Annotated in this window: 14 protein-coding genes, 3 tRNA genes and 2 pseudogenes; 7 read left to right on the top strand and 12 right to left on the bottom strand. The window is 57.5% G+C overall.

All coding sequences use genetic code 11. The annotated features are described in order from the left end of the window. Positions 1-193 precede the first annotated feature (193 nt). The 10 genes and pseudogenes from otnI to ASD95_RS14435 all read right to left on the bottom strand — a co-directional run bounded on the left by otnI (position 194) and on the right by ASD95_RS14435 (position 6,085). The gene (gene otnI, locus ASD95_RS14480) at positions 194-985 is read right to left on the bottom strand and encodes a 2-oxo-tetronate isomerase (protein ID WP_056724460.1); all 792 of its coding nucleotides are present in this window, start codon (positions 983-985) and stop codon (positions 194-196) included. Positions 986-1,006: 21 nt separating this feature from the next. Next, positions 1,007-1,249: pseudogene (locus ASD95_RS30320) on the bottom strand (GntT/GntP/DsdX family permease); the annotation flags it as partial. A 59-nt stretch (positions 1,250-1,308) separates the two neighbouring features. Next, positions 1,309-1,763 (bottom strand): annotated as a pseudogene (locus ASD95_RS30315) (four-carbon acid sugar kinase family protein); the annotation flags it as partial. 149 nt (positions 1,764-1,912) lie between these two features. After that, positions 1,913-1,999, bottom strand: a tRNA-Leu gene (locus ASD95_RS14465). Between the two features lie 195 nt (positions 2,000-2,194). Continuing rightward, positions 2,195-2,268: transfer RNA gene (locus ASD95_RS14460), tRNA-Cys, on the bottom strand. A 46-nt stretch (positions 2,269-2,314) separates the two neighbouring features. After that, positions 2,315-2,390: transfer RNA gene (locus ASD95_RS14455), tRNA-Gly, on the bottom strand. 63 nt (positions 2,391-2,453) lie between these two features. Next, a complete protein-coding gene (pgsA, locus tag ASD95_RS14450; protein WP_008051977.1) occupies positions 2,454-3,014 on the bottom strand; it encodes a CDP-diacylglycerol--glycerol-3-phosphate 3-phosphatidyltransferase in 561 nt (186 codons plus the stop codon). Positions 3,015-3,046: 32 nt separating this feature from the next. Continuing rightward, positions 3,047-4,870 (bottom strand): excinuclease ABC subunit UvrC, encoded by a 1,824-nt coding sequence (uvrC, locus tag ASD95_RS14445; protein WP_056724454.1) that lies wholly within the window; start codon positions 4,868-4,870, stop codon positions 3,047-3,049. Between the two features lie 2 nt (positions 4,871-4,872). After that, on the bottom strand, positions 4,873-5,514 hold the full coding sequence (gacA, locus tag ASD95_RS14440) for a response regulator transcription factor GacA (RefSeq protein ID WP_032829778.1): 642 nt from the start codon (positions 5,512-5,514) through the stop codon (positions 4,873-4,875). 97 nt (positions 5,515-5,611) lie between these two features. Then, entirely contained in the window at positions 5,612-6,085 is a 474-nt protein-coding gene (locus tag ASD95_RS14435; RefSeq protein WP_056725095.1) for a GNAT family N-acetyltransferase, read from the bottom strand. Between the two features lie 653 nt (positions 6,086-6,738). On the opposite strand from ASD95_RS14435, the gene ASD95_RS14430 reads away from it, so the two are divergent. After that, positions 6,739-7,815 (top strand): 3-deoxy-7-phosphoheptulonate synthase, encoded by a 1,077-nt coding sequence (locus ASD95_RS14430; protein ID WP_056724452.1) that lies wholly within the window; start codon positions 6,739-6,741, stop codon positions 7,813-7,815. Positions 7,816-8,417: 602 nt separating this feature from the next. Here ASD95_RS14430 and ASD95_RS14420 read toward each other — a convergent pair. Together ASD95_RS14420 and ASD95_RS14410 are read right to left on the bottom strand one after the other, a co-directional pair. Then, positions 8,418-10,103, bottom strand: coding sequence for a colicin-like pore-forming protein (locus ASD95_RS14420; RefSeq protein WP_082562954.1), 1,686 nt, complete (start codon positions 10,101-10,103; stop codon positions 8,418-8,420). A gap of 811 nt (positions 10,104-10,914) precedes the next feature. Further along, positions 10,915-11,979: a hypothetical protein gene (locus ASD95_RS14410; protein WP_056724445.1), complete on the bottom strand. Its 1,065-nt coding sequence runs from the start codon at positions 11,977-11,979 to the stop codon at positions 10,915-10,917. 335 nt (positions 11,980-12,314) lie between these two features. Between ASD95_RS14410 and ASD95_RS14405 the strand changes: the two genes are divergently transcribed. From ASD95_RS14405 to ASD95_RS14380, 6 genes are all read left to right on the top strand, one after another. After that, on the top strand, positions 12,315-13,196 hold the full coding sequence (locus tag ASD95_RS14405) for an esterase/lipase family protein (protein WP_056725093.1): 882 nt from the start codon (positions 12,315-12,317) through the stop codon (positions 13,194-13,196). 107 nt (positions 13,197-13,303) lie between these two features. After that, positions 13,304-13,585 carry a peptidylprolyl isomerase gene (locus ASD95_RS14400; protein WP_008051985.1) on the top strand — a complete coding sequence of 94 codons (282 nt, stop codon included), beginning with the start codon at positions 13,304-13,306 and terminating at the stop codon, positions 13,583-13,585. Between the two features lie 135 nt (positions 13,586-13,720). Next, a complete protein-coding gene (locus ASD95_RS14395) occupies positions 13,721-15,589 on the top strand; it encodes an extracellular solute-binding protein (protein ID WP_056724443.1) in 1,869 nt (622 codons plus the stop codon). After that, the gene (locus ASD95_RS14390) at positions 15,589-16,650 is read left to right on the top strand and encodes a microcin C ABC transporter permease YejB (protein ID WP_056724441.1); all 1,062 of its coding nucleotides are present in this window, start codon (positions 15,589-15,591) and stop codon (positions 16,648-16,650) included. The genes ASD95_RS14395 and ASD95_RS14390 overlap by 1 nt, the downstream gene beginning before the upstream one ends. Continuing rightward, positions 16,650-17,672, top strand: a complete 1,023-nt coding sequence (locus ASD95_RS14385; RefSeq protein ID WP_056724439.1) for an ABC transporter permease — start codon at positions 16,650-16,652, stop codon at positions 17,670-17,672. The genes ASD95_RS14390 and ASD95_RS14385 overlap by 1 nt, the downstream gene beginning before the upstream one ends. Positions 17,673-17,686: 14 nt before the next feature. Then, a complete protein-coding gene (locus ASD95_RS14380) occupies positions 17,687-19,264 on the top strand; it encodes an ABC transporter ATP-binding protein (RefSeq protein WP_056724437.1) in 1,578 nt (525 codons plus the stop codon). Positions 19,265-19,295: the final 31 nt, after the last annotated feature.

The raw sequence follows: 19,295 nt of genomic DNA, 5'->3' as shown, positions 1-19,295 counted from the left end.
CTGCTCCTCAACCTCGACGGTTGTAGTTTTGCACTCGGCATCCAGCCAGTACTGGCTGCCGAGAACATGCAGCCCTCGATAATCCGCACGACTTATTCCAGTAAAGCCCGTTTCAAGCAACGTGTCGAAATTTTACGGCAGCTGCGCCCAGAGTATGAAAGCGCCCTGGGACCGGGTGCAGGCCAGCCTTCCTCTATAGCGCCTGGCGCACCTTCCAGTCGCGCAACCACTGCAAGCCGGCAGACGTATTGCCACGAGGCCGATACTCGCACCCTACCCAGCCGTCATAACCCAACTGATCGATCAGCTCGAACAGATAAGGATAATTGACTTCCCCCAGGTCCGGTTCATGCCGATCCGGCACCCCGGCGATCTGGATATGGCCGATACCATCGAAGTCGCGACGCAGTTTGGCCGCCAGGTCGCCCTCGACGATTTGGCAGTGGTAGCAGTCGAACTGAACCTTCAGGTTACTGGCGCCCACTTCCTTGCAGATAGCCTGGGCCTGATCCTGGCGGTTGAGGAAAAAGCCTGGCATGTCTCGCGTATTGATCGGTTCGAGCAATACGGTGACGCCTGCCTTGGCTGCCTGGGTGGTGGCGTAGGCGAGGTTCTCCAGGTACACGCCGTGATGCCGCGGGCGATCGTTTTCCGACGGCAACAGCCCGGCCATGACATGGATGCGTGAATTGCCCAATACGCTGGCGTAGTCCAGGGCACGATCAAAACCGCTACGAAATTCACTCTCCCGGCCCGGCAACGACACCGTGCCCCGCTCCCCCGCTGCCCAATCACCGGGCGGTGCGTTGAACAGTGCCTGCACCAGGCCGTTGTCGCTCAAGCATTGCTTGAGTTCTTCAGCACGGTAGTCGTAGGGAAACAGATATTCGACCGCTTCGAAACCGTCAGAGGCAGCGGCGGCGAAACGATCCAGAAACTCATGTTCCGGGTAGAGCATGCTGAGATTGGCAGCAAAACGAGGCATGGTAGCTCCTGAAATAAAGGGTTAGACAAAGGGCCAGATCAGCAGGGTAATACAGAAACCCAAGGTACCGAGCAAAGTGGTCATCACCGTCCAGGTGCGCAGACCGTCGGCCACGTTCAGGCCTGACAGTTTGGTGAAGATCCAGTAACCGGCGTCATTGATATGGGACAGGGCCAGCACCGGCAGCCCCGTGGTGCGCAGCATGTCGGAGAGCACGACACCGATTCCGGTATCCACCAGCACCTTGCCGAATACGCCACCCGACCATGAAGCCGGCAATCGTCAACGCCAGGGGCGTGCGCCGGTTGCCAAAACGGGTGAAACGCTTGCGCCACCACCGGCTCCCTCGCCGCCAGGCCAACGGATCAATCCGCAAATCTGGACGAACAGCTTCGAGCCAGGCCGCCACTTGCCCATTGGTGGCGATCGAAGCACTACCGGCCAACACCACTTCCCCACCGGACACCACCGGGAGTTTCGAGGCGTCGAGGTCGCGCAACTTGCCGGCGCGACGGAAGTTTTCCGGCAGGCCCAGGGCCAGCCCCGAACCACCCGTCAACAACGGCAGATCGGCGCAGGCGCTACCGAGGGTGTACAGATCGCTGTCCGGCAAGGCATCGGCGATGGCCATGCCGACACCTTGAGCCCTCAGTTCAGCGATTCGCGCCTGCACCTGCTCAGCGCCTTGGGCGATCGTGTCGTAGCGCAACAGGCTGACATTCAGGCGGGTCTGCGATTGCAGCACCCGAACCAGGTTGGCTTCGGTCATGGGCGTCAGTGATACCGGACAGACGATGACCACTGGCGTGGGCAGGAACAGGTTTTATGACGCGTGGGAGGAAGCCGGTAGCGAATTGCGGAAGGATTTTGATTGCGGAAAAAACTAAGGGCCTGCATGAGGTATCTCACGCAAGCCCTTGATATTCATGGTGCCCGAAGCCGGAATCGAACCGGCACGCCCTTACGAGCGGGGGATTTTAAGTCCCATGCGTCTACCAGTTTCGCCATTCGGGCGGTAGCGCGGTGAAGCGTCCAGGTTTTGCCAGATAACGATCCGGCAGTTCTGACGCTTGTGCAGCAGAGGTGGAAATATATACATCCCGCCCCAGTGAAGCAAGTTCGCAAATACCCTTTTCAAGACTAAATCTTGCAGGCTATTGCAAATAAAAAAGCTCCGTAAATCATAGATCTACGGAGCTTGTTTATTAGTGGAGGCCGAGGTCGGAATCGAACCGGCGTAGGCGGATTTGCAATCCGCTGCATAACCATTTTGCTACTCGGCCTCAAAACATTTGCTGTCAGTAGCGCGACATCAAATGCGTACAAACTTGGAGCGGGAAACGAGACTCGAACTCGCGACCCCGACCTTGGCAAGGTCGTGCTCTACCAACTGAGCTATTCCCGCGTCTTGGTGTGGCGCATTCTATAGAATCCAGAAGCCCCGTCAACCCCTTGATTCAAAAAAGTTTTATTTCTTTTCAACGTCAGTCTTCAGATGTGGCCAGGCAGCCCGCAGGTACTGGACCATCGACCACAAAGTCAGGCCAGCCGACACCATCAACAAGGTGTAGCCCAGCAAGACCCAGAAACTGAAATCCTTGGGATTGGCCAGCAGGATCACCAGCGCCAGCATTTGCGCGGCGGTTTTCCATTTGCCCAGGTTAGATACGGCGACGTGGGCACGAGCGCCCAGTTCGGCCATCCATTCGCGCAGTGCCGAGACGACAATCTCGCGACCGATGATCACGGCGGCAGGCAGCGTGAGCCACAGGTTTCCGTGTTCCTGCACCAACAGGACCAATGCAACCGCAACCATCAGCTTGTCGGCAACCGGATCGAGGAAAGCCCCGAACGGCGTGCTTTGTTCCAGGCGGCGCGCCAGGTACCCGTCCAGCCAGTCGGTCGCCGCAGCGAATGCGAAGACCGAGGCGGAGGCCATGTAGCTCCACTGGTAAGGCAGGTAGAACAGCAAAATGAAGATCGGTATGAGCAGAACGCGTAGAACGGTAATCAGATTAGGGATATTCATCGGCACAACTGGCTACGAGGTGAGGGGGCATTCTACTCGCTGTGCAGATTTGCATAAATCAACTCTGCGAGCTTTTTACTGATCCCGGGGGCTTTGGCAATTTCTTCGATGCTTGCACGAGACAGCTCCTGCAATCCACCAAAATGTTTCAACAAGTCACGCCGACGTGTGGGTCCGACGCCGGCGACGCCTTCCAGTGTAGACGTCCGACGGGTTTTTCCACGTCGGGCTCGGTGCCCGGTAATGGCAAACCGGTGGGCTTCGTCGCGAATCTGCTGGATCAGGTGCAGCGCGGGTGAATCGCCGCGCAAGGTGAACTCATGTGCAGCGTCGTTCAGGTACAGGGTTTCGAAACCGGCCTTGCGCGTCGCGCCTTTTGCCACACCCAGCAAAATCAGGTCAGGCACGGCCAGCTCATCGAGCACGTCGCGGGCCATGGACAACTGGCCTTTTCCGCCGTCCACCAGCAGGATATCCGGCAGCTTGCCCTCCCCGTCCTTCAGTTTGCTGAAGCGTCGGGTCAGCGCCTGATGCATCGCCGCATAATCATCGCCGGCCGTAACGCCCTCGATGTTGTACCGGCGGTAATCGGCCTTGATCGGACCTTCGGGGCCGAAGACCACGCACGACGCCACCGTCGCCTCACCGCTGGAGTGACTGATGTCGTAGCACTCAAGTCGCTGTGGAGGCTCATCCAGCTTCAGCACCTCGGCCAGTGCATCGAAGCGCGCCGTAATGTGCTGACGATTCGCCAGGCGCGCACTCAGAGCCTGCTCGGCATTGGTCACCGCCAGTTGCTGCCAGCGCGCCCGCGTACCCCGCACGCGATGGCTGATGGTCAGCTCCCGACCGCGTAATTCGTCGATGGCGGCGATCAGCGTGGGAAAGTCATCGTGGACCACGTTGACGATCAGCTCGCTGGGCAAGTCGCGTTCAGGGCTGCTGATGAAGTACTGGCCGAGAAACGCGGCCATGACTTCAGAAACGTCTTCTTCAATACCGACTTGAGGGAAGAAGTTCTTGCTTCCCAGTACCCGACCGCCCCGCACGCTGATCAAGTGAACACAGGCACCACCCGGGTTGACGAAGGCAGCAATCACATCGACGTCCCCGGTCCCGCCCTCCATGCTCTGTTGATCCTGGACCCGGCGCAGTAAAGCAATCTGGTCCCGCAACTCCGCGGCCCGTTCGAATTCGAGATTGATCGCCGCCTCTTCCATCCCGGCGGACAACTCGTCAGTCAGTGCATTGCTGCGCCCTTCAAGAAACATCACCGAATGGCGGACATCCTCGGCGTACACCTGCGGCTCCACCAGCCCGACACAGGGCGCCTTGCAACGCTTGATCTGGTATTGCAGGCAAGGGCGCGTGCGGTTCTTGTAATAACTGTCTTCGCATTGGCGAACGAAAAACGTCTTTTGCAGCAGGCTCAGGCTTTCGCGGATCGCGCCGGCACTCGGATAAGGCCCGAAATATTTGCCCTTGGCCTTTTTCGCGCCGCGATGAATGCTCAGGCGCGGAAACTCTCCGTCGGAGAGAAAGACGTAGGGGTAGGATTTATCGTCGCGCAGCAGGATGTTGTAGGGCGGACGCCATTCCTTGATCAGCGTCTGCTCAAGCAGCAAGGCTTCGGTTTCGTTGGCGGTGATCGTCGTCTCGACCTGGGCGATACGCGCTACCAGCGCGGCGGTCTTGGGGGCAAGCCCGGTCTTTCGAAAGTAACTCGACAGGCGACTCTTGAGATTCTTCGCCTTGCCGACGTAGAGCAACCGCGCTTCGCTGTCGAACATGCGGTACACGCCGGGGCGCCCGCTAACGGTCGACAGAAAGGCGCTCGGATCAAAGGTGTCGTTCATTTTCAGAGGCTGGCGTCGACCATGCCATGACGAACCGCCAACAGCGTCAACTCGACATCACTGCTGATCGAAAGCTTTTCGAAGATGCGGTAACGGTAGGTGTTCACGGTTTTCGGCGACAGGCACAATTTGTCGGAAATGATCTGTACTTTCTGGCAGCCGACGATCATCAGCGCGATCTGGATTTCCCGCTCCGACAGGGCATCGAAAGGCGAATCGTTGGTGGGCTGGAAGGACTTGATCGCCAGTTGCTGGGCAATTTGCGGGCTGATGTAGCGTTGCCCGGCAAACACCAGTCGAATGGCCTGGACCATTTCCGGCAAACCTGCCCCCTTGGTCAGGTAACCTGCCGCACCGGCCTGCAACAGCCGTGTAGGAAACGGGTCCTCTTCACATACAGTCACCGCGACGACCTTGATATCCGGGTGACTGCGCAATAATTTGCGAGTGGCTTCAAGACCGCCGATACCCGGCATCTTGACGTCCATCAACACCACATCGGGCTTCAGCTCGCGCGCCTTGATCAGGGATTCCTCACCCGACTCGGCCTGGCCGACTACTTGCAGGCCATCGATGTCAGCCAGCATTCGTGTAATGCCTGTACGAACGAGATCATGGTCATCGACTACTAGCACCCTAATCAAGCAGACACCTCGTGATATGGTCTTATTGGGTTGCCAGACACCTTAGCAAAAAGCTTCTGGCAGACCTAGCGGAAAGCGTCAGATTAAAAGTTTCAATTCATCTTGAAAGGCTTGTCGCAAGCGTGTTGCAGCGATCCAGCCCGGGGATATCCAGTTGCATCCTCAGGAAACATTCGTCCTTGCCCACCACCCTCAACCCCTTGCGCTCGTACAACGCTCGCGCCGGATTGTTTTCGAAAACCGTCAGGCGCAATGCCGGTCGCCGCTCCTGGCGCGCCAGAACCGATGCCTGATCGATCACCCAGGATCCAGTGCCCTGCCCACGAAACGCGTCGACGATATGCAATTCGCGGATATACAAGGCTCTGGCATCACGACTCAGGCTGACATAGCCCTGCACTCCGTCGCCCGATGTAATCAAACGGTTGTCCCGCCCGGCCCAGGCCACGTCAAACGCTTCGTCCTGCCACAACAGTTCATGCTCAATGTAGTAACGCAGCATGCTTCTGCAGGTCAGTTCGCGGGCGAATTCCAGGTCATCCGGTGTTGCCGGGCGCCATTGGCGCTCCATCATTCCAATTCCACAGCGAGGGTCATGTGCGTCCTTGTGACGATAGGATTGTTGTTGCAGCGCAAAGTGTGTCACAACCGTGGGGGCACTCAAGCAATAGAAAGCGCCATCGTTGGCCGATAGCATTTTCTGATTGAATCTGCGTACCGGCCTCTAGTAAGCTCGGACCATCCATCGGAGACAGACCATGTTCAACGCCCTCTTACAGCTTCGTACCGCCAGCGCCCCGCGCTCGGTTGCGGCTGCCCGGGTGAACGACGGTTGTACTCCGGTCAGCTTTTATTTTGGGTATTGGTTTAGCCACTGGCGCGCCTGATACCCACATGGCGCCCACTTCAAACGGGTCGCCACCAGAGAATTCTCAACCCCCGGTCGGCCTCCCGACCGGGGGTTTTGTTTTTTCAGCCCCAACACTTTTAGCGACACACCAGACATTCAGAGGATTCAAAACATGAACTACGCCACTTATTACCGTTACGACAGTTTTACCGCCTGGCGATTTACCACCCTCCGCTCGGGACAGCCTGCCGCCTCCGATCGGTCACCCACAGGTGGCAAGCACACACACGCAGCCAATCCGGCCAATTGTCGAACACCCCAGTAGGGCCGAGCGCGCGGGCACGAACCCGCCACCAGCCCAGGAAGCCTTGAATATGAACTCGTCCGTCTCCGCACTGCCGCTGTCCACCATGAGCCCTGCCAATGAAGCGCTGACCCTGCGCCTGCCCAGCTCATTGCAACTCAAACAGCAATTGCCCCTCGGCAACGCCCTGACCCGGCAAGTCGCCGCCCACCGCCAGGCGGTTCGCGCGATCCTCAACGGTGAAGATTCCCGACTGCTGATCATCGTCGGCCCCTGCTCGATACACGATCCAAAGTCAGCCCTCGAATACGCCGGTAATCTTGCCCGCCTCGCCGCCGAAGTCAGCGACGAAATGCTGCTGGTGATGCGTGCCTACGTGGAAAAACCTCGCACCACGGTTGGCTGGAAAGGCCTGGCCTACGACCCGCACCTCAATGGCAGCGATGACATGGCCGCCGGCCTGACGTTGTCCCGCGAGCTGATGCGCGAAATGCTCCGCCTGGGCCTGCCCGTTGCCACTGAGCTGCTGCAACCGATGGCCGCCGGCTACTTCGACGATCTGTTGAGCTGGGTGGCGATTGGCGCCCGGACCACGGAGTCGCAGATCCACCGGGAAATGGCCAGCGGGCTTGGCATGCCTGTAGGGTTCAAGAACGGGACAGACGGCGGTGTCGGTGTCGCCAGCGACGCCATGCGCTCCGCCGCTCATCCTCATCGCCATTTCGGTGTCGATAGCCAGGGACATCCGGCGATCATTCAAACCCCGGGCAATGCAGACACACACCTGGTATTGCGCGGCGGCCATCGCGGGCCGAACTACGACAGCGCCAGCGTCGCCCAGGTGAACAGCGACCTGACCAAGCTCAGGATTCCGCCTCGAATCATGATCGATTGCAGTCACGCCAACAGCGGCAAAGACCCGTTGCGCCAGCCAGCCGTGTTCCAGGATGTACTTGAACAACGCCTGCAAGGTGATCGTTCGCTGATCGGCATGATGATCGAGAGCCATTTGTTCGAGGGCTGCCAGCCGTTGAGTTCACCGCTGAAGTATGGCGTGTCAGTTACGGATGGCTGCCTTGGCTGGTCCGGGACGGAAATGTTGTTGCGCGATGCAGCGGATAGATTGCGGAAACAAATTCGCACTTAACAATCGCTCTGGTGTTGAGCTCCCTTGCGCCCTCTACGGCGCAAGCTGAGTTCCTCGCTCCCCGTACAATTTGTAACGTTTAGATGCTGCATTCGTGAATGCTTTTGGACGACGATTGAAGCACAAGAGTTCTGACGAAAAAAATCTGAATGATTATGCATGGAAGCAAATCTACAGAGTAAGAAAAAAGTAACGCCAGCTCGATTCAAGCAGGCACAGCGCATTATCATCAGCAGTAACGAGGTCAAGGATGGATAAAAAATATTTCACTAAACACTTACTATTGAGCGCACTGTACCTAATTACAGCTAGTGCTGCTTTTTATATTGATGACAACCTTTTTTACCATGACATTAAACTTGTCACACTTATGCTACTCAGCACATTGCTATACCCACTCTCTAGGTACTTTACAACCGCCAGCGCCTACAAACTGACAGGACCGGAGTTCTGGAGAAAGGATTTTTTTATCAAGGGAGACTCTACAGGAATAAATGCACTTTTTATATTTTTTTGCCTCGTCTTCGCCATCCCACTGGGCAGCACTTACTTGATATTCATGATATTAAAAAGGGGGTGAAAGCTGCCACCCCCTTTACACATCAGAGATTTATCACGTAGTCGTTGATCTTGCCCACCAGTGCATCATCAATCAATGCCCCCATCACAGCCGTTAGCAATGCAAATCCCAGAATAGTCAAGGGTGTCGCGGCCGTCAGGCCAAACATGAACGCTACCAGAGTGGTTGCACCCTTACCCACAACTAAAGACTCAACTTTTACAAAAAATGGCACCCAATCACCACTCCTAGATGATGTTTTCGCTTCAGCGAGCAAGCTGAAAAGATCAGTGATGTTACTAATAGCCTTCAGACCTTTACCGAATGCCGTCAGGTTTTTAGACATCACATCTTTATCTAGAGCGTCAAGAGCCCGAGCAATCGCTTCCCGGTCCTTGACTCCAAACTTCTTGCTCAAAACATTCTTATACTGATCAAAAGCCTTTATTGCCTCACCAGCATTACGAATCGTGTTCCCTTTGGCATTTTTCGAAAGTTCTTTCGCCAGCGCCTCGGCTCTTACACCAAATCGCTCACTCACCTCCTTATAAAAATCCATGGTAAACTTGATTGCACTCTGGATCTGTTCAGCTTCATTCGACCGCTCGGCCAAGCCGCCCAAGGCACTTGAAGTTGAAGTCAGGTGTCTTGCAGATTCGGCCTTCAACAAGGCGTCGTGGTAGCTGAGCCACTTTGTCCCAATCGGGGTGTGGGTTTGCAGATATACCAACTCATTGAGAGCCTCTAATTCAGGCTTGCTCAATGGCGAACTGATCTTCGGGTTCGCCGCTGTGAAATTGATGGTTACACCACCTCTTTTGAATGGAGGCGGTGCAACGACAGGTCTGATCTCTGCCATTTTGGTCGAAGCCATACGCTCTAGCGTCGCCTTGTAATGTAACAATACTTGAGTTTGGGTCATGCCAGTCAGGGAACCTGCCGCAGCAACGAGCTCTGTTTGAAGAAACTCGGGAAGTTGCTGAGCGTGAATATCCAGTTCCAAACCAATAATGCTAAGTCGCTGATTCTGCACAGCGAACCATGCGGCGCCATCTAGAGGAACAACCGACTCCGCTTGGCTTCTGCTGTTAGCTAGCTCGGCAAGTTTGCCAGCCAGAATATCCACCGAGAGCGAAAGCGCTTTGAGCTCCAATGCAGATTTATAGACGTTGTCAAACATGGAATACAGGCTCATGAGAGCTTGGGAGTCGGCGCTACCGGAGTTCAGAAATTCACGCATTTTCTGACGCGGCAGCACCCCCATCATAAAGAATGGACTCTGACCATAAAGGCCGTAGATATTTGGCACAATGGATATGTATTGCTTCTTTTTTGAGTCAATAAATTCCAGGGTGACCTGTTGGTCTACGGCAGCAGATTCTGAGGGTGCTAAAACTTGAGCGCTTTTTGCAGCGACTTTTCTTTCCTCTAATTCACGCGCGGTATCGGTGATGAGTGTATTGAATCGTGCATTGTATTCATTATCAATCTGCTGCTGACTGTAGACTTGTTCGTTCATAAACTCGGCCATAACGTTTGGCAACGCGACATCCCGAATTCCACTTGGACCTCCCTCCCCTCTACGTGGCCCGTCCTGCAACCCCCATCCACCATTATTTCCGCTGTAACCACCGCCACCACCAGGACCGAAGGTTTGCTGACGCCCAGCAACAATGTGCGTAGGTTTAATGTAGTAAGTTTCGCCTCGAACAAATCCATCATCTGCCATGTGTAACTTCTCCCATCAATCCATTGAAAGTTCGCCATCCAACAATCGACATCGAACGAGGCCTATTGAACGTCATAAAAAAATCTTGTGATGTCAGAAGAGCACTAAGTGCTACAGGGAATATTGATATTGATGTGGTAGGAATTAACGCCTTACAACTTTCTACCCAACGAATTACGTCGAGATATTTCGGCGAAGACCGTCCATAAATTCGAATGTACCTACTGATTTCCGCCTTCTTCAAAACTCATGAAACTTTCGTATACCCCATTTCCGTCAATGGCTTTAGAGTTAGGCGTAATACCACTCACACGAATGTTTGCGAAGATGTGCGATATGCAAAGGAATGCAAACACCTGTTATTCAATACTGCTGGCCCACGACTTTTCGGCGTCGAATGAATCGGCAAGTTCGAGGTCTTTGACGACACCAGGTAGACGCGGAGGAACGCCGGAGCAAGGGTGTCCGTTCCCTGCGCATCAGCCACTTATGACAACGAAGTACTTGATGATCAATTGCTTACGCAGATCGAGCGGGTACTGGAAAGAACTGGTGCACGCAAAGTCAACCTCATAGGACATCGCCACGGAACACTGACCACGCGGTCGCCCAGGCAAAAAGCGACCTGACCAGACTCGGGATCCGACTCGAATCATGGTCGATTGCAAGCCGTGTTCAAGGATGTATTTGAGGCACAGAACAACTGTTACTTGAAGCCGCAGACCGACTGCGAGCGGCGAACAACGCCCGATAATCAGCATCCTCCGTGCGCCCTCCAGCCTTCATGGAAAGACTGGAGGGCAAATGGCAATCAATGTCCCATCAGGGACTGCACCTGAACCAGTGTCACCCCCGATTGCTGACGGGTGCCGTCAAGGCGCTCGACTGAACAGGAAACACGGATCGCAGTATCTCGATGTTCCCTCCAGAACGGGTAGGGAACGATAAACACCAATGGCTCACCCGCGATGTCCCTGGTTATTACGCGGTCGTCACAGTGATTGAATTTCTCCCCGTCGCATGTCAGGCAAATCCGTTCTCCTTTATCAGCCTTGGGGTTTTCGATGACGACGGACACGCCATCCTGCGCATCTTGCAGATCCACCCAACCCTCGTTGGCTTCCAGCACAGTGGGTGCTCGCAGTGGCCGCCGCTCCAGGATGCCAACCATCAGTGCCGTTACTTCAGAATAACGAGGCCCCTGCCCCGCCTGTTTGACGCAATAGTCGACGGACACCGAGGAGCCCAGGTTGAGCGCAATGCACTCCGGACTGACCCAAAACGACAGTTCCTCCCCCACAGCGAAAGCCTCGACCTTGAGTGCATCACTGAAACTTGCTTCAACCGAAACACCCGCCCAGGTCAGCAACACCCAGTCGCCCGCCGCCATGCGCGCATAGGGTTTGATCGTAACGATCGCCCCTTCCTTCACCCGATCCGGATCAAGCGTTCTCCCCACCGCATCGCTCACCGTCGCGGGCAACAGATCGCACTGCACATCACCGACACTGAGCTGCAATCGACGGGAATGCACGGGCTCGGCCAATCGGGTACTGGTGAGTGAGTAACCGATTTCCAGTGAACCACCCTCAAGCGCCTCGATATGCATGCTACCCACGGCAAAGATAATGTCTTCGCCGACCCGGTCGTCACTGACAAAACGCGCCACCTGGTGATTGCAGGCAAGGCCATCGGCATCCAGCCCCGCCCAACTCAATAGCAATTTGTCGCCGCAGGTCATGCCTGGATAAGGCCGGACCCTGATGACGGCTTTTTTTTCACAGGGATTGAGAACGCCGTTTTGCGCCTGCTCAAGGATCGGCGGTGGCAATGGTTGCTGGGCGAGATTCAAGGTGTCGGGTTCATAAACAGTCATTCATTCGCTCCATTCCCTGGAATAAACACCGGACAGGTGGCCGGCTCCGTACGGCTATTTAACCTCATGCCGAACAGTCGTGATGTCGGCCTCTCACTCCGACCTGCTCGGAAAATCGATACATGCAAAGTAGGTCTTTGATCAGCAGCAACCTGATTGCCGCGAAAAGTCCTCGATCTATTCCGACTAAGGCTTCAACTGCTCTTGAGCATTCGCACTTGTTCTATTCCGTTTTCCTCAAGTTTCGGCGGACTTTTCATACATCGCGCCAACCTCGAGTGTTTTAGAGTGAAGCGCCATGCAGTCCCAATGAACTTCTGCGTAAAGGTATGAACATGCAAAGGAATGCAAGCACTCGTTACCCAATACTGCTGGTCCACGGGCTTTTCGGCTTCGAAAAAATCGGCAAGTTCGAGCTCTTTCACGACATCAGGCAGGCACTGAGGAACGCCGGAGTCAGGGTGTTCGTTCCCCACTTGTCGGCCATCCATGGCAACGAGGTACGCGGAGACCAATTGCTCGCACAGATCGAGCGGGTAATGGAAGGAACCGGTGCGCGCAAAGTCAACCTCATAGGCCATAGCCAGGGCGCACTGGCCGCACGCTATGCCGCAGCGATTGCGCCACACAGCGTGGCGTCGGTCACCTCCGTCAGCGGGCCGAACCATGGTTCGGAACTGGCCGACTTCCTGCGCAAGGCATTGACACCGGGATGCCTGCCGGAACATGTGGCCGAGACGGTGGTGACCCTGTTCGCCGACTTCCTCGCGACCTTGAGCGACAATCAGTATCAACCGCGAAACGCCATTGCCGCCCTCAATGCGCTGACCACCGAAGGCGTAGGCGCATTCAACGACAAATACCCGCAAGGGCTGCCCACCACCTGGGGTGGCAAGGGGTGCGAACAGGTCAACGGTGTTCGTTACTACTCGTGGAGCGGCGTGCTGCCAGCGAATGTTCTCGAACAAGGGCGCTATGCGCTCGATCCGCTCAACGCCTTTTGCCGGGCCCTTTCCGGTTATTTCGTCACGGAAAGCGAACAGAACGACGGTTTGGTCGGTCGCTTCAGCTCCCATCTGGGCACGGTTATCCGGTCCGACTATGCGCTGGATCACCTGGACTCCATTGGCCAGCCGACCGGGCAACTGCGTAGGGGTGTCGACCCGATTGATCTGTATGTCCAGCATGCCAGGCGCTTGCGGGACGCCGGCCTTTGAGCACCCACCTGCCGTGGATCCCCCGTGGAACGGAACTTTGAGGAGAAATCGCTCACTGAATCCGGTAGGCTCAGCACTTTATCGAGTATTGAAAGGAGTATTTTCCCATGGCTAAAGCCACTGCCCGTCACATCCTTGTTGCCTCCGAAGCCAAGTGCAACGAACTCAAGGCCCAAATTGAGGCTGGCGCCGATTTCGCCGAAGTTGCCAAGGCAAACTCCACTTGCCCATCCAGCCGCCAGGGCGGTGACCTGGGTTCGTTCGGGCCGGGCCAGATGGTCAAGGAATTCGACACCGTGGTCTTCAGCGCACCACTCAACGTGGTCCAGGGCCCGGTCAAGACCCAGTTCGGTTTCCACCTGCTGGAAGTGACCAGCCGTCAGGACTGATCGACGCCTGAGCTATTCACACAACGGCCCGCCTATTGGTGGGCCGTTGTGTTTGTGATGCGCAATACGGCTGGCGAGGGACGCGCCGCTAGCGTACAAATTGTCGTTAACGACTACCCGGCTCTAAGGCTGACAATGCGACTGGTTTTCCCTACCTTGCTGTTCACGGCCGTGGCCCTGCTGATGGATGCCTCGGGTGTGAATGCGGCACCGCAACAGGCAATGACCGTGTACGGCGAACCGGCCAAATATCCCACCGGCTTCAGTCATTTCGCCTACACCAACCCGCAGGCCCCCAAGGGCGGTACGATGCGGCGTTCGGCGATCGAAATCGGTCAGTTCGACCATGTCTTGCCCTACATCGACAAAGGCATCGGCGTTACACAGGTCGACGGTTTGCTCTATTCACCGCTGGCCCAGCGCTCCCTGGACGAGCCTTACACCGTGTACGGCCTGGTGGCCGAGAAGATGGAGCGCTCCGAGGACGGCCTGTCCCTGCGCTTTTACCTCAACCCCAAGGCGCGTTTTGCCGATGGCAAACCCATTACTGCCCAAGACGTACGCTACACCTTCGACCTGCTGATGACCCAGGGCAGCCTGCGCTACCGCACCCAGTTCGCCGACGTCAAAGGCGTCGAAGTGGAATCGCCACTGACTGTGCGCTTTGATTTCAAGAACAACGAAAACCGCACCCTGCCCCTGGACATCGCGACCTTGCCGGTGTTTCCCGAACACTGGTGGAAGAGCCGCGATTTCGCAGGTGGCGGTGGTTATGAAGCGCCGTTGGGCAGCGGCCCCTATAAAGTCGGCAAGATCGACTCGGGACGCAGCATCACCTTCGAGCGCAATCCCGACTGGTGGGGCAAGGACCTGCCGGTCAGTCGCGGCCTGTACAACTTCGATCATTTCAGCATCGAGTACTTCGGCGATACCGACGTGGCGCGCCAGGTCCTGCGCGGAGGCGCCTATGACTACAATCGCGAATTTTCCGCCACCGGCTATTCCATCGGCTACGACAGCCCGGCCCTGAGCGACGGTCGCCTGCAAAAGGCCCACCTCGCCACCGAGGCGCCGCAGCCGGCCCAGGGTTTTGTGTTCAACCTGCAAAAGCCCATGTTCCAGGACCGTCGCGTGCGCCAGGCGCTGGTGATGCTGTGGGACTTCGAGTGGAGCAACCGGCAGATGATGCGCGACATGTACATCCGCCAGCAGAGCTTTTTTTCCAATACCGACCTCGCCGCCCGGCAACTGCCGGATGCCGGTGAACTGGCGATTCTCGAACCGCTGCGCGGGCAGATTCCCGACGAAGTCTTCACGCAGGTGTTCGAAGCGCCGAAGACCGACGGCAGCGGCGTGATTCGCGACAAGCAGTTGCAAGCCCTGGACTTGCTCGAAGAGGCCGGCTGGAAACCCGATGGCGACCAATTGGTCAATGCCGACGGCGAGCCGCTGACCTTCACATTCCTGGTCAGCCAGAACGGCATGGACCGCCTGCTGCTGCCCTATAAACGCACGTTGAAACAGATCGGCATCGACCTGAACATCCGCCGCATCGACTCGTCCCAGTATGTCAATCGCCTGATGAGCCGCGACTACGACATGATCGTCACCGGCTACCCGGTCACCACCTCTCCGGGGGGCGAACTGGTCAATTACTTCGGTTCGGCGGCGGCCACCGACCCTGGCTCCAACAACTACATGGTATTGAAGAACCCGGCGGTGGACACCCTGATCACCGGGCTGATCCGCGCCAATACCCAGGCCGGCATGCTGCACTACGCCCATGCCCTGGACCGGGTACTGCAATGGAATTACTACTGGATTCCCAACTATTACCCGCCGGGCACCTCGACAGTGTGGTGGAACCGCTTTGGTATCCCGAACGTGCAAGCGAGCAATGACGAAGCCATCGAAAGCTGGTGGGAGATGAGCACCACGCCATTGACCAACCAACAGATGACGGCCGAGCGTATCAGCCGTGGCAAACCCGGAGGGCCGCACTGATGTGGGCTTACATATTGCGGCGCCTGCTGCTGATCATTCCGACGCTGGTGATCATTCTCCTGGTCAACTTTGTCATCGTCCAGGCCGCGCCAGGCGGGCCGGTCGAACAGGCCATCGCGCACCTGCAAGGCATTGGTGGCGCCGCGGTTGGTGGCAGTTCCGGCGAAGCCATGAGCGGCAAGTCCCGGTCCAGCCGAGGGCTCGATCCGCAGTTGATCAAGGACATTGAAAAACAGTACGGCTTCGACAAGCCGGCACACGAACGCCTCTGGCTGATGCTCACCAGCTATGCGCGCCTGGACTTCGGCAAGAGCTTCTTCCGTGGCGCCACCGTCACCGACCTGATCCTCGAAAAAATGCCCGTGACCATCTCCCTCGGGCTCTGGGCGACGCTGATCACCTACCTGGTGTCGATTCCCCTGGGCATCCGCAAGGCCGTGCACCATGGCAGCCATTTCGACATCTGGAGCAGTACCGCGATCATCATCGGCTATGCCATGCCGGCGTTCCTGTTTGCGATGTTCCTGATCGTGGTCTTTGCAGGCGGCACTTCGCTGAACTGGTTTCCGGTTCGCGGGCTGGTCTCGGACAACTTCGAATCATTGTCGACCCTGGGCAAGGTGGCCGACTACTTCTGGCACCTGGTGTTGCCGGTGACTTCGCTGGTGATCGGCGGCTTCGCCACACTGACCATCCTGACCAAGAACTCGTTCCTCAATGAAATCACCCGCCAGTACGTGGTCACTGCCCGGGCCAAGGGCTTGAGTGAACGACGGGTGCTCTACGGGCACGTATTCCGCAACGCCATGCTGCTGGTGGTGTCGGGCATTCCCCAGGCGTTCATCAGTGTGTTTTTTGCCGGTTCCCTGCTGATCGAGGTGATCTTCTCTCTCGACGGCCTGGGCCGCATGAGCTACGAAGCGGCGGTATCGCGGGACTATCCGGTGGTGTTCGGCTCGCTGTTCATCTTCACCCTGTTCGGCCTTCTGATAAAACTGGTCGGCGACCTCTGCTACACCCTGGTCGACCCGCGTATCGACTTCGCCGCGAGGAACGCCTGATGCTCAAGCTTTCACCGCTGGCCCGTCGTCGCTTCGAGCGTTTCAAGAAAAACCGTCGGGGCTGGTGGTCGCTCTGGCTGTTTATCGGTCTGTTCCTGATGACCCTGGGCGGCGAACTGATCGCCAACGACAAACCGCTGGTGGTCAGCTATCAGGGCCAATGGTACTTCCCGGTCTTCAAGCGCCACACCGAACAGGCGTTCGGTGGGCAGCTGCCGTTCCAGGCCGACTACCGCAGCGACTACGTGCAGAAACTGATCAAGAAGGATGGCGGCTGGTTGCTGTTTCCACCGATTCCGTTCAGTGACGACACACCCAACTACGACCTGAACACACCTGCCCCCAGCCCGCCCTCCAGCGTCAATTGGCTGGGCACCGACGACCAGGCGCGGGACGTTCTGGCCCGGGTGATCTTCGGGGCCCGGGTGTCGATCCTGTTTGCCTTGATGCTGACCTTTGTCAGTGCCCTGATCGGCATTGCCGCCGGGGCCCTGCAAGGCTATTACGGCGGCTGGGTGGACTTGCTCGGCCAGCGTCTGCTGGAGGTGTGGTCCGGGTTGCCGGTGCTGTACCTGCTGATCATCCTGTCGGGCTTCGTCGAGCCGAATTTCTGGTGGCTGCTGGGGATCATGGCGCTGTTTTCCTGGCTGGCCCTGGTGGACGTGGTGCGCGCCGAGTTCCTGCGCGGGCGCAACCTGGAATACGTCAAGGCCGCGCGTGCGCTGGGCCTGACCGACCGCAAGGTCATCGTGCGGCACATTCTGCCCAACGCCATGAACGCGACCTTGAGCTACTTGCCGTTCATTCTCACCGGGGCGATTTCCACCCTGACGGCGCTGGACTTCCTCGGCTTCGGCATGCCTGCCGGCAGCGCTTCCCTGGGCGAACTGATCGGCCAGGGCAAGCAGAACCTGCAAGCGCCGTGGCTGGGGCTGACGGCGTTCTTCACCCTGGCGCTGATTCTTTCTTTACTGGTGTTCATTGGCGAAGCCTTGCGCGACGCTTTTGATCCTCGATCTTGATTCGGAATGTAGAGATGACCAACCTGATCGAAATCCGTGACCTCAACGTGGCCTTCAGCGGCCAGACCGTGGTGCGCAATCTGTGCCTGGACATCCGCCCCGGCGAATGCCTGGCGCTGGTGGGCGAATCGGGTTCGGGCAAGTCGGTGACGGCCCACTCGATCCTGCAACTGCTGCCGCAAACCGAGTCCGAGACGACGGGCAGCATCCGCTATCGCGGCCAGGAACTGGTGGGTGCCGATGCCGGCATGTTGCGACAACTGCGCGGCAATCGCATCGCGATGATCTTCCAGGAGCCGATGACCTCCCTCAACCCGCTGCACAGCATCGAAAAACAGATCGGTGAAACCTTGCTGGTGCACAAAGGCCTGGCGGGCAAGGCGGCGCAAGCGCGGATCCTCGAATTGCTGCACCTGGTAGGCATCCAGAAACCCGAGGAGCGCCTCAAGGCCTATCCCCATCAATTGTCCGGCGGGCAGCGCCAGCGGGTGATGATCGCCATGGCCCTGGCGTGCGAGCCGGAACTGCTGATTGCCGATGAACCGACCACCGCGCTGGATGTGACGGTGCAACGCAAGATCCTGCTGCTGCTCAAGTCCCTGCAACAGCGGCTGGGCATGTCGCTGCTGCTGATCAGTCATGACCTCAATCTGGTGCGCAGCATCGCCCAGCGCGTGTGCGTGATGAAGGCCGGGGAAATCGTCGAGCAGGCGCCTTGCGAAGTCCTTTTCACTGAGCCGAAGCACCCTTACAGCTGCGTATTGCTGCACGCCGAACCCGAGGGCGAAGCCTTGCCCCGGGACGAGCGCGAAAACGTACTGGAGGTGGACAACCTGCAGGTGCGGTTTGCCGTCGGTGGTGGCCTGTTCCAGCGCAAGACCTGGCTGCGGGCCGTCGATGGCATCAGCCTGAATATTCAACGCGGCAAGACCCTGGGCATCGTCGGCGAATCCGGTTCGGGCAAGTCCACCTTGGGCCAGGCGATCCTGCGTTTGCTCGACTCCGAAGGCGGTATCCGCTTTCAGGGCCAGGCGCTGGATGGCCTGACGCAAAAACAGCTACGGCCGTGGCGCAAGAAGATGCAGGTGGTGTTCCAGGACCCCTTTGGTAGCCTCAGCCCGCGAATGTCGGTCGCGCAGATCATCAGCGAGGGCCTGGAAGTGCACAGCCAGCTGAGCACAGAAGAATGCAACGCCGAAGTGATCCGGGCGCTGAACGAAGTCGGTCTTGACCCGCAAAGTCGCCATCGTTATCCCCACGAGTTCTCCGGTGGCCAGCGTCAACGCATCGCCATCGCCCGGGCGCTGGTGCTCAAGCCGGCGTTGATCCTGCTCGACGAACCGACCTCGGCGCTGGACCGCACGGTGCAGAAACAAGTGGTCGCCCTGCTCCGTCAGCTTCAGGAAAAATACGGGCTGACCTATCTGTTCATCAGCCATGACCTGGCTGTGGTGCGCGCCCTGGCCCACGACATGATCGTGATCAAGGACGGCAAAGTGGTGGAACGCGGCGCCAGCCATGAGGTGTTTGACTCACCGCAGCATCCGTACACCAAGGAGCTGTTGGCGGCGGCGCTGTTGGGGCAGGCATAATCGCGCCACGCAGTTGAACCGTGTCGCAGCC

The sequence above is a fragment of the Pseudomonas sp. Root71 genome (genome assembly GCF_001429045.1).
Lineage (GTDB): Bacteria > Pseudomonadota > Gammaproteobacteria > Pseudomonadales > Pseudomonadaceae > Aquipseudomonas > Aquipseudomonas monachiensis.
This window is presented reverse-complemented; position numbering and strand designations above follow the sequence as displayed.

What these genes read in the sequence shown, in the direction of transcription:
- ASD95_RS14390 (WP_056724441.1), top strand. Translation starts at nt 15,589, where the DNA reads ATGTGGGCTTACATATTGCGGCGCCTGCTGCTGATCATTCCGACGCTG.
- pgsA (WP_008051977.1), bottom strand. Translation starts at nt 3,014, where the DNA reads ATGAATATCCCTAATCTGATTACCGTTCTACGCGTTCTGCTCATACCG.
- ASD95_RS14400 (WP_008051985.1), top strand. Translation starts at nt 13,304, where the DNA reads ATGGCTAAAGCCACTGCCCGTCACATCCTTGTTGCCTCCGAAGCCAAG.
- uvrC (WP_056724454.1), bottom strand. Translation starts at nt 4,870, where the DNA reads ATGAACGACACCTTTGATCCGAGCGCCTTTCTGTCGACCGTTAGCGGG.
- ASD95_RS14405 (WP_056725093.1), top strand. Translation starts at nt 12,315, where the DNA reads ATGCAAAGGAATGCAAGCACTCGTTACCCAATACTGCTGGTCCACGGG.
- ASD95_RS14395 (WP_056724443.1), top strand. Translation starts at nt 13,721, where the DNA reads ATGCGACTGGTTTTCCCTACCTTGCTGTTCACGGCCGTGGCCCTGCTG.
- ASD95_RS14420 (WP_082562954.1), bottom strand. Translation starts at nt 10,103, where the DNA reads ATGGCAGATGATGGATTTGTTCGAGGCGAAACTTACTACATTAAACCT.
- ASD95_RS14435 (WP_056725095.1), bottom strand. Translation starts at nt 6,085, where the DNA reads ATGGAGCGCCAATGGCGCCCGGCAACACCGGATGACCTGGAATTCGCC.
- ASD95_RS14380 (WP_056724437.1), top strand. Translation starts at nt 17,687, where the DNA reads ATGACCAACCTGATCGAAATCCGTGACCTCAACGTGGCCTTCAGCGGC.
- ASD95_RS14430 (WP_056724452.1), top strand. Translation starts at nt 6,739, where the DNA reads ATGAACTCGTCCGTCTCCGCACTGCCGCTGTCCACCATGAGCCCTGCC.
- ASD95_RS14385 (WP_056724439.1), top strand. Translation starts at nt 16,650, where the DNA reads ATGCTCAAGCTTTCACCGCTGGCCCGTCGTCGCTTCGAGCGTTTCAAG.
- otnI (WP_056724460.1), bottom strand. Translation starts at nt 985, where the DNA reads ATGCCTCGTTTTGCTGCCAATCTCAGCATGCTCTACCCGGAACATGAG.
- ASD95_RS14410 (WP_056724445.1), bottom strand. Translation starts at nt 11,979, where the DNA reads ATGACTGTTTATGAACCCGACACCTTGAATCTCGCCCAGCAACCATTG.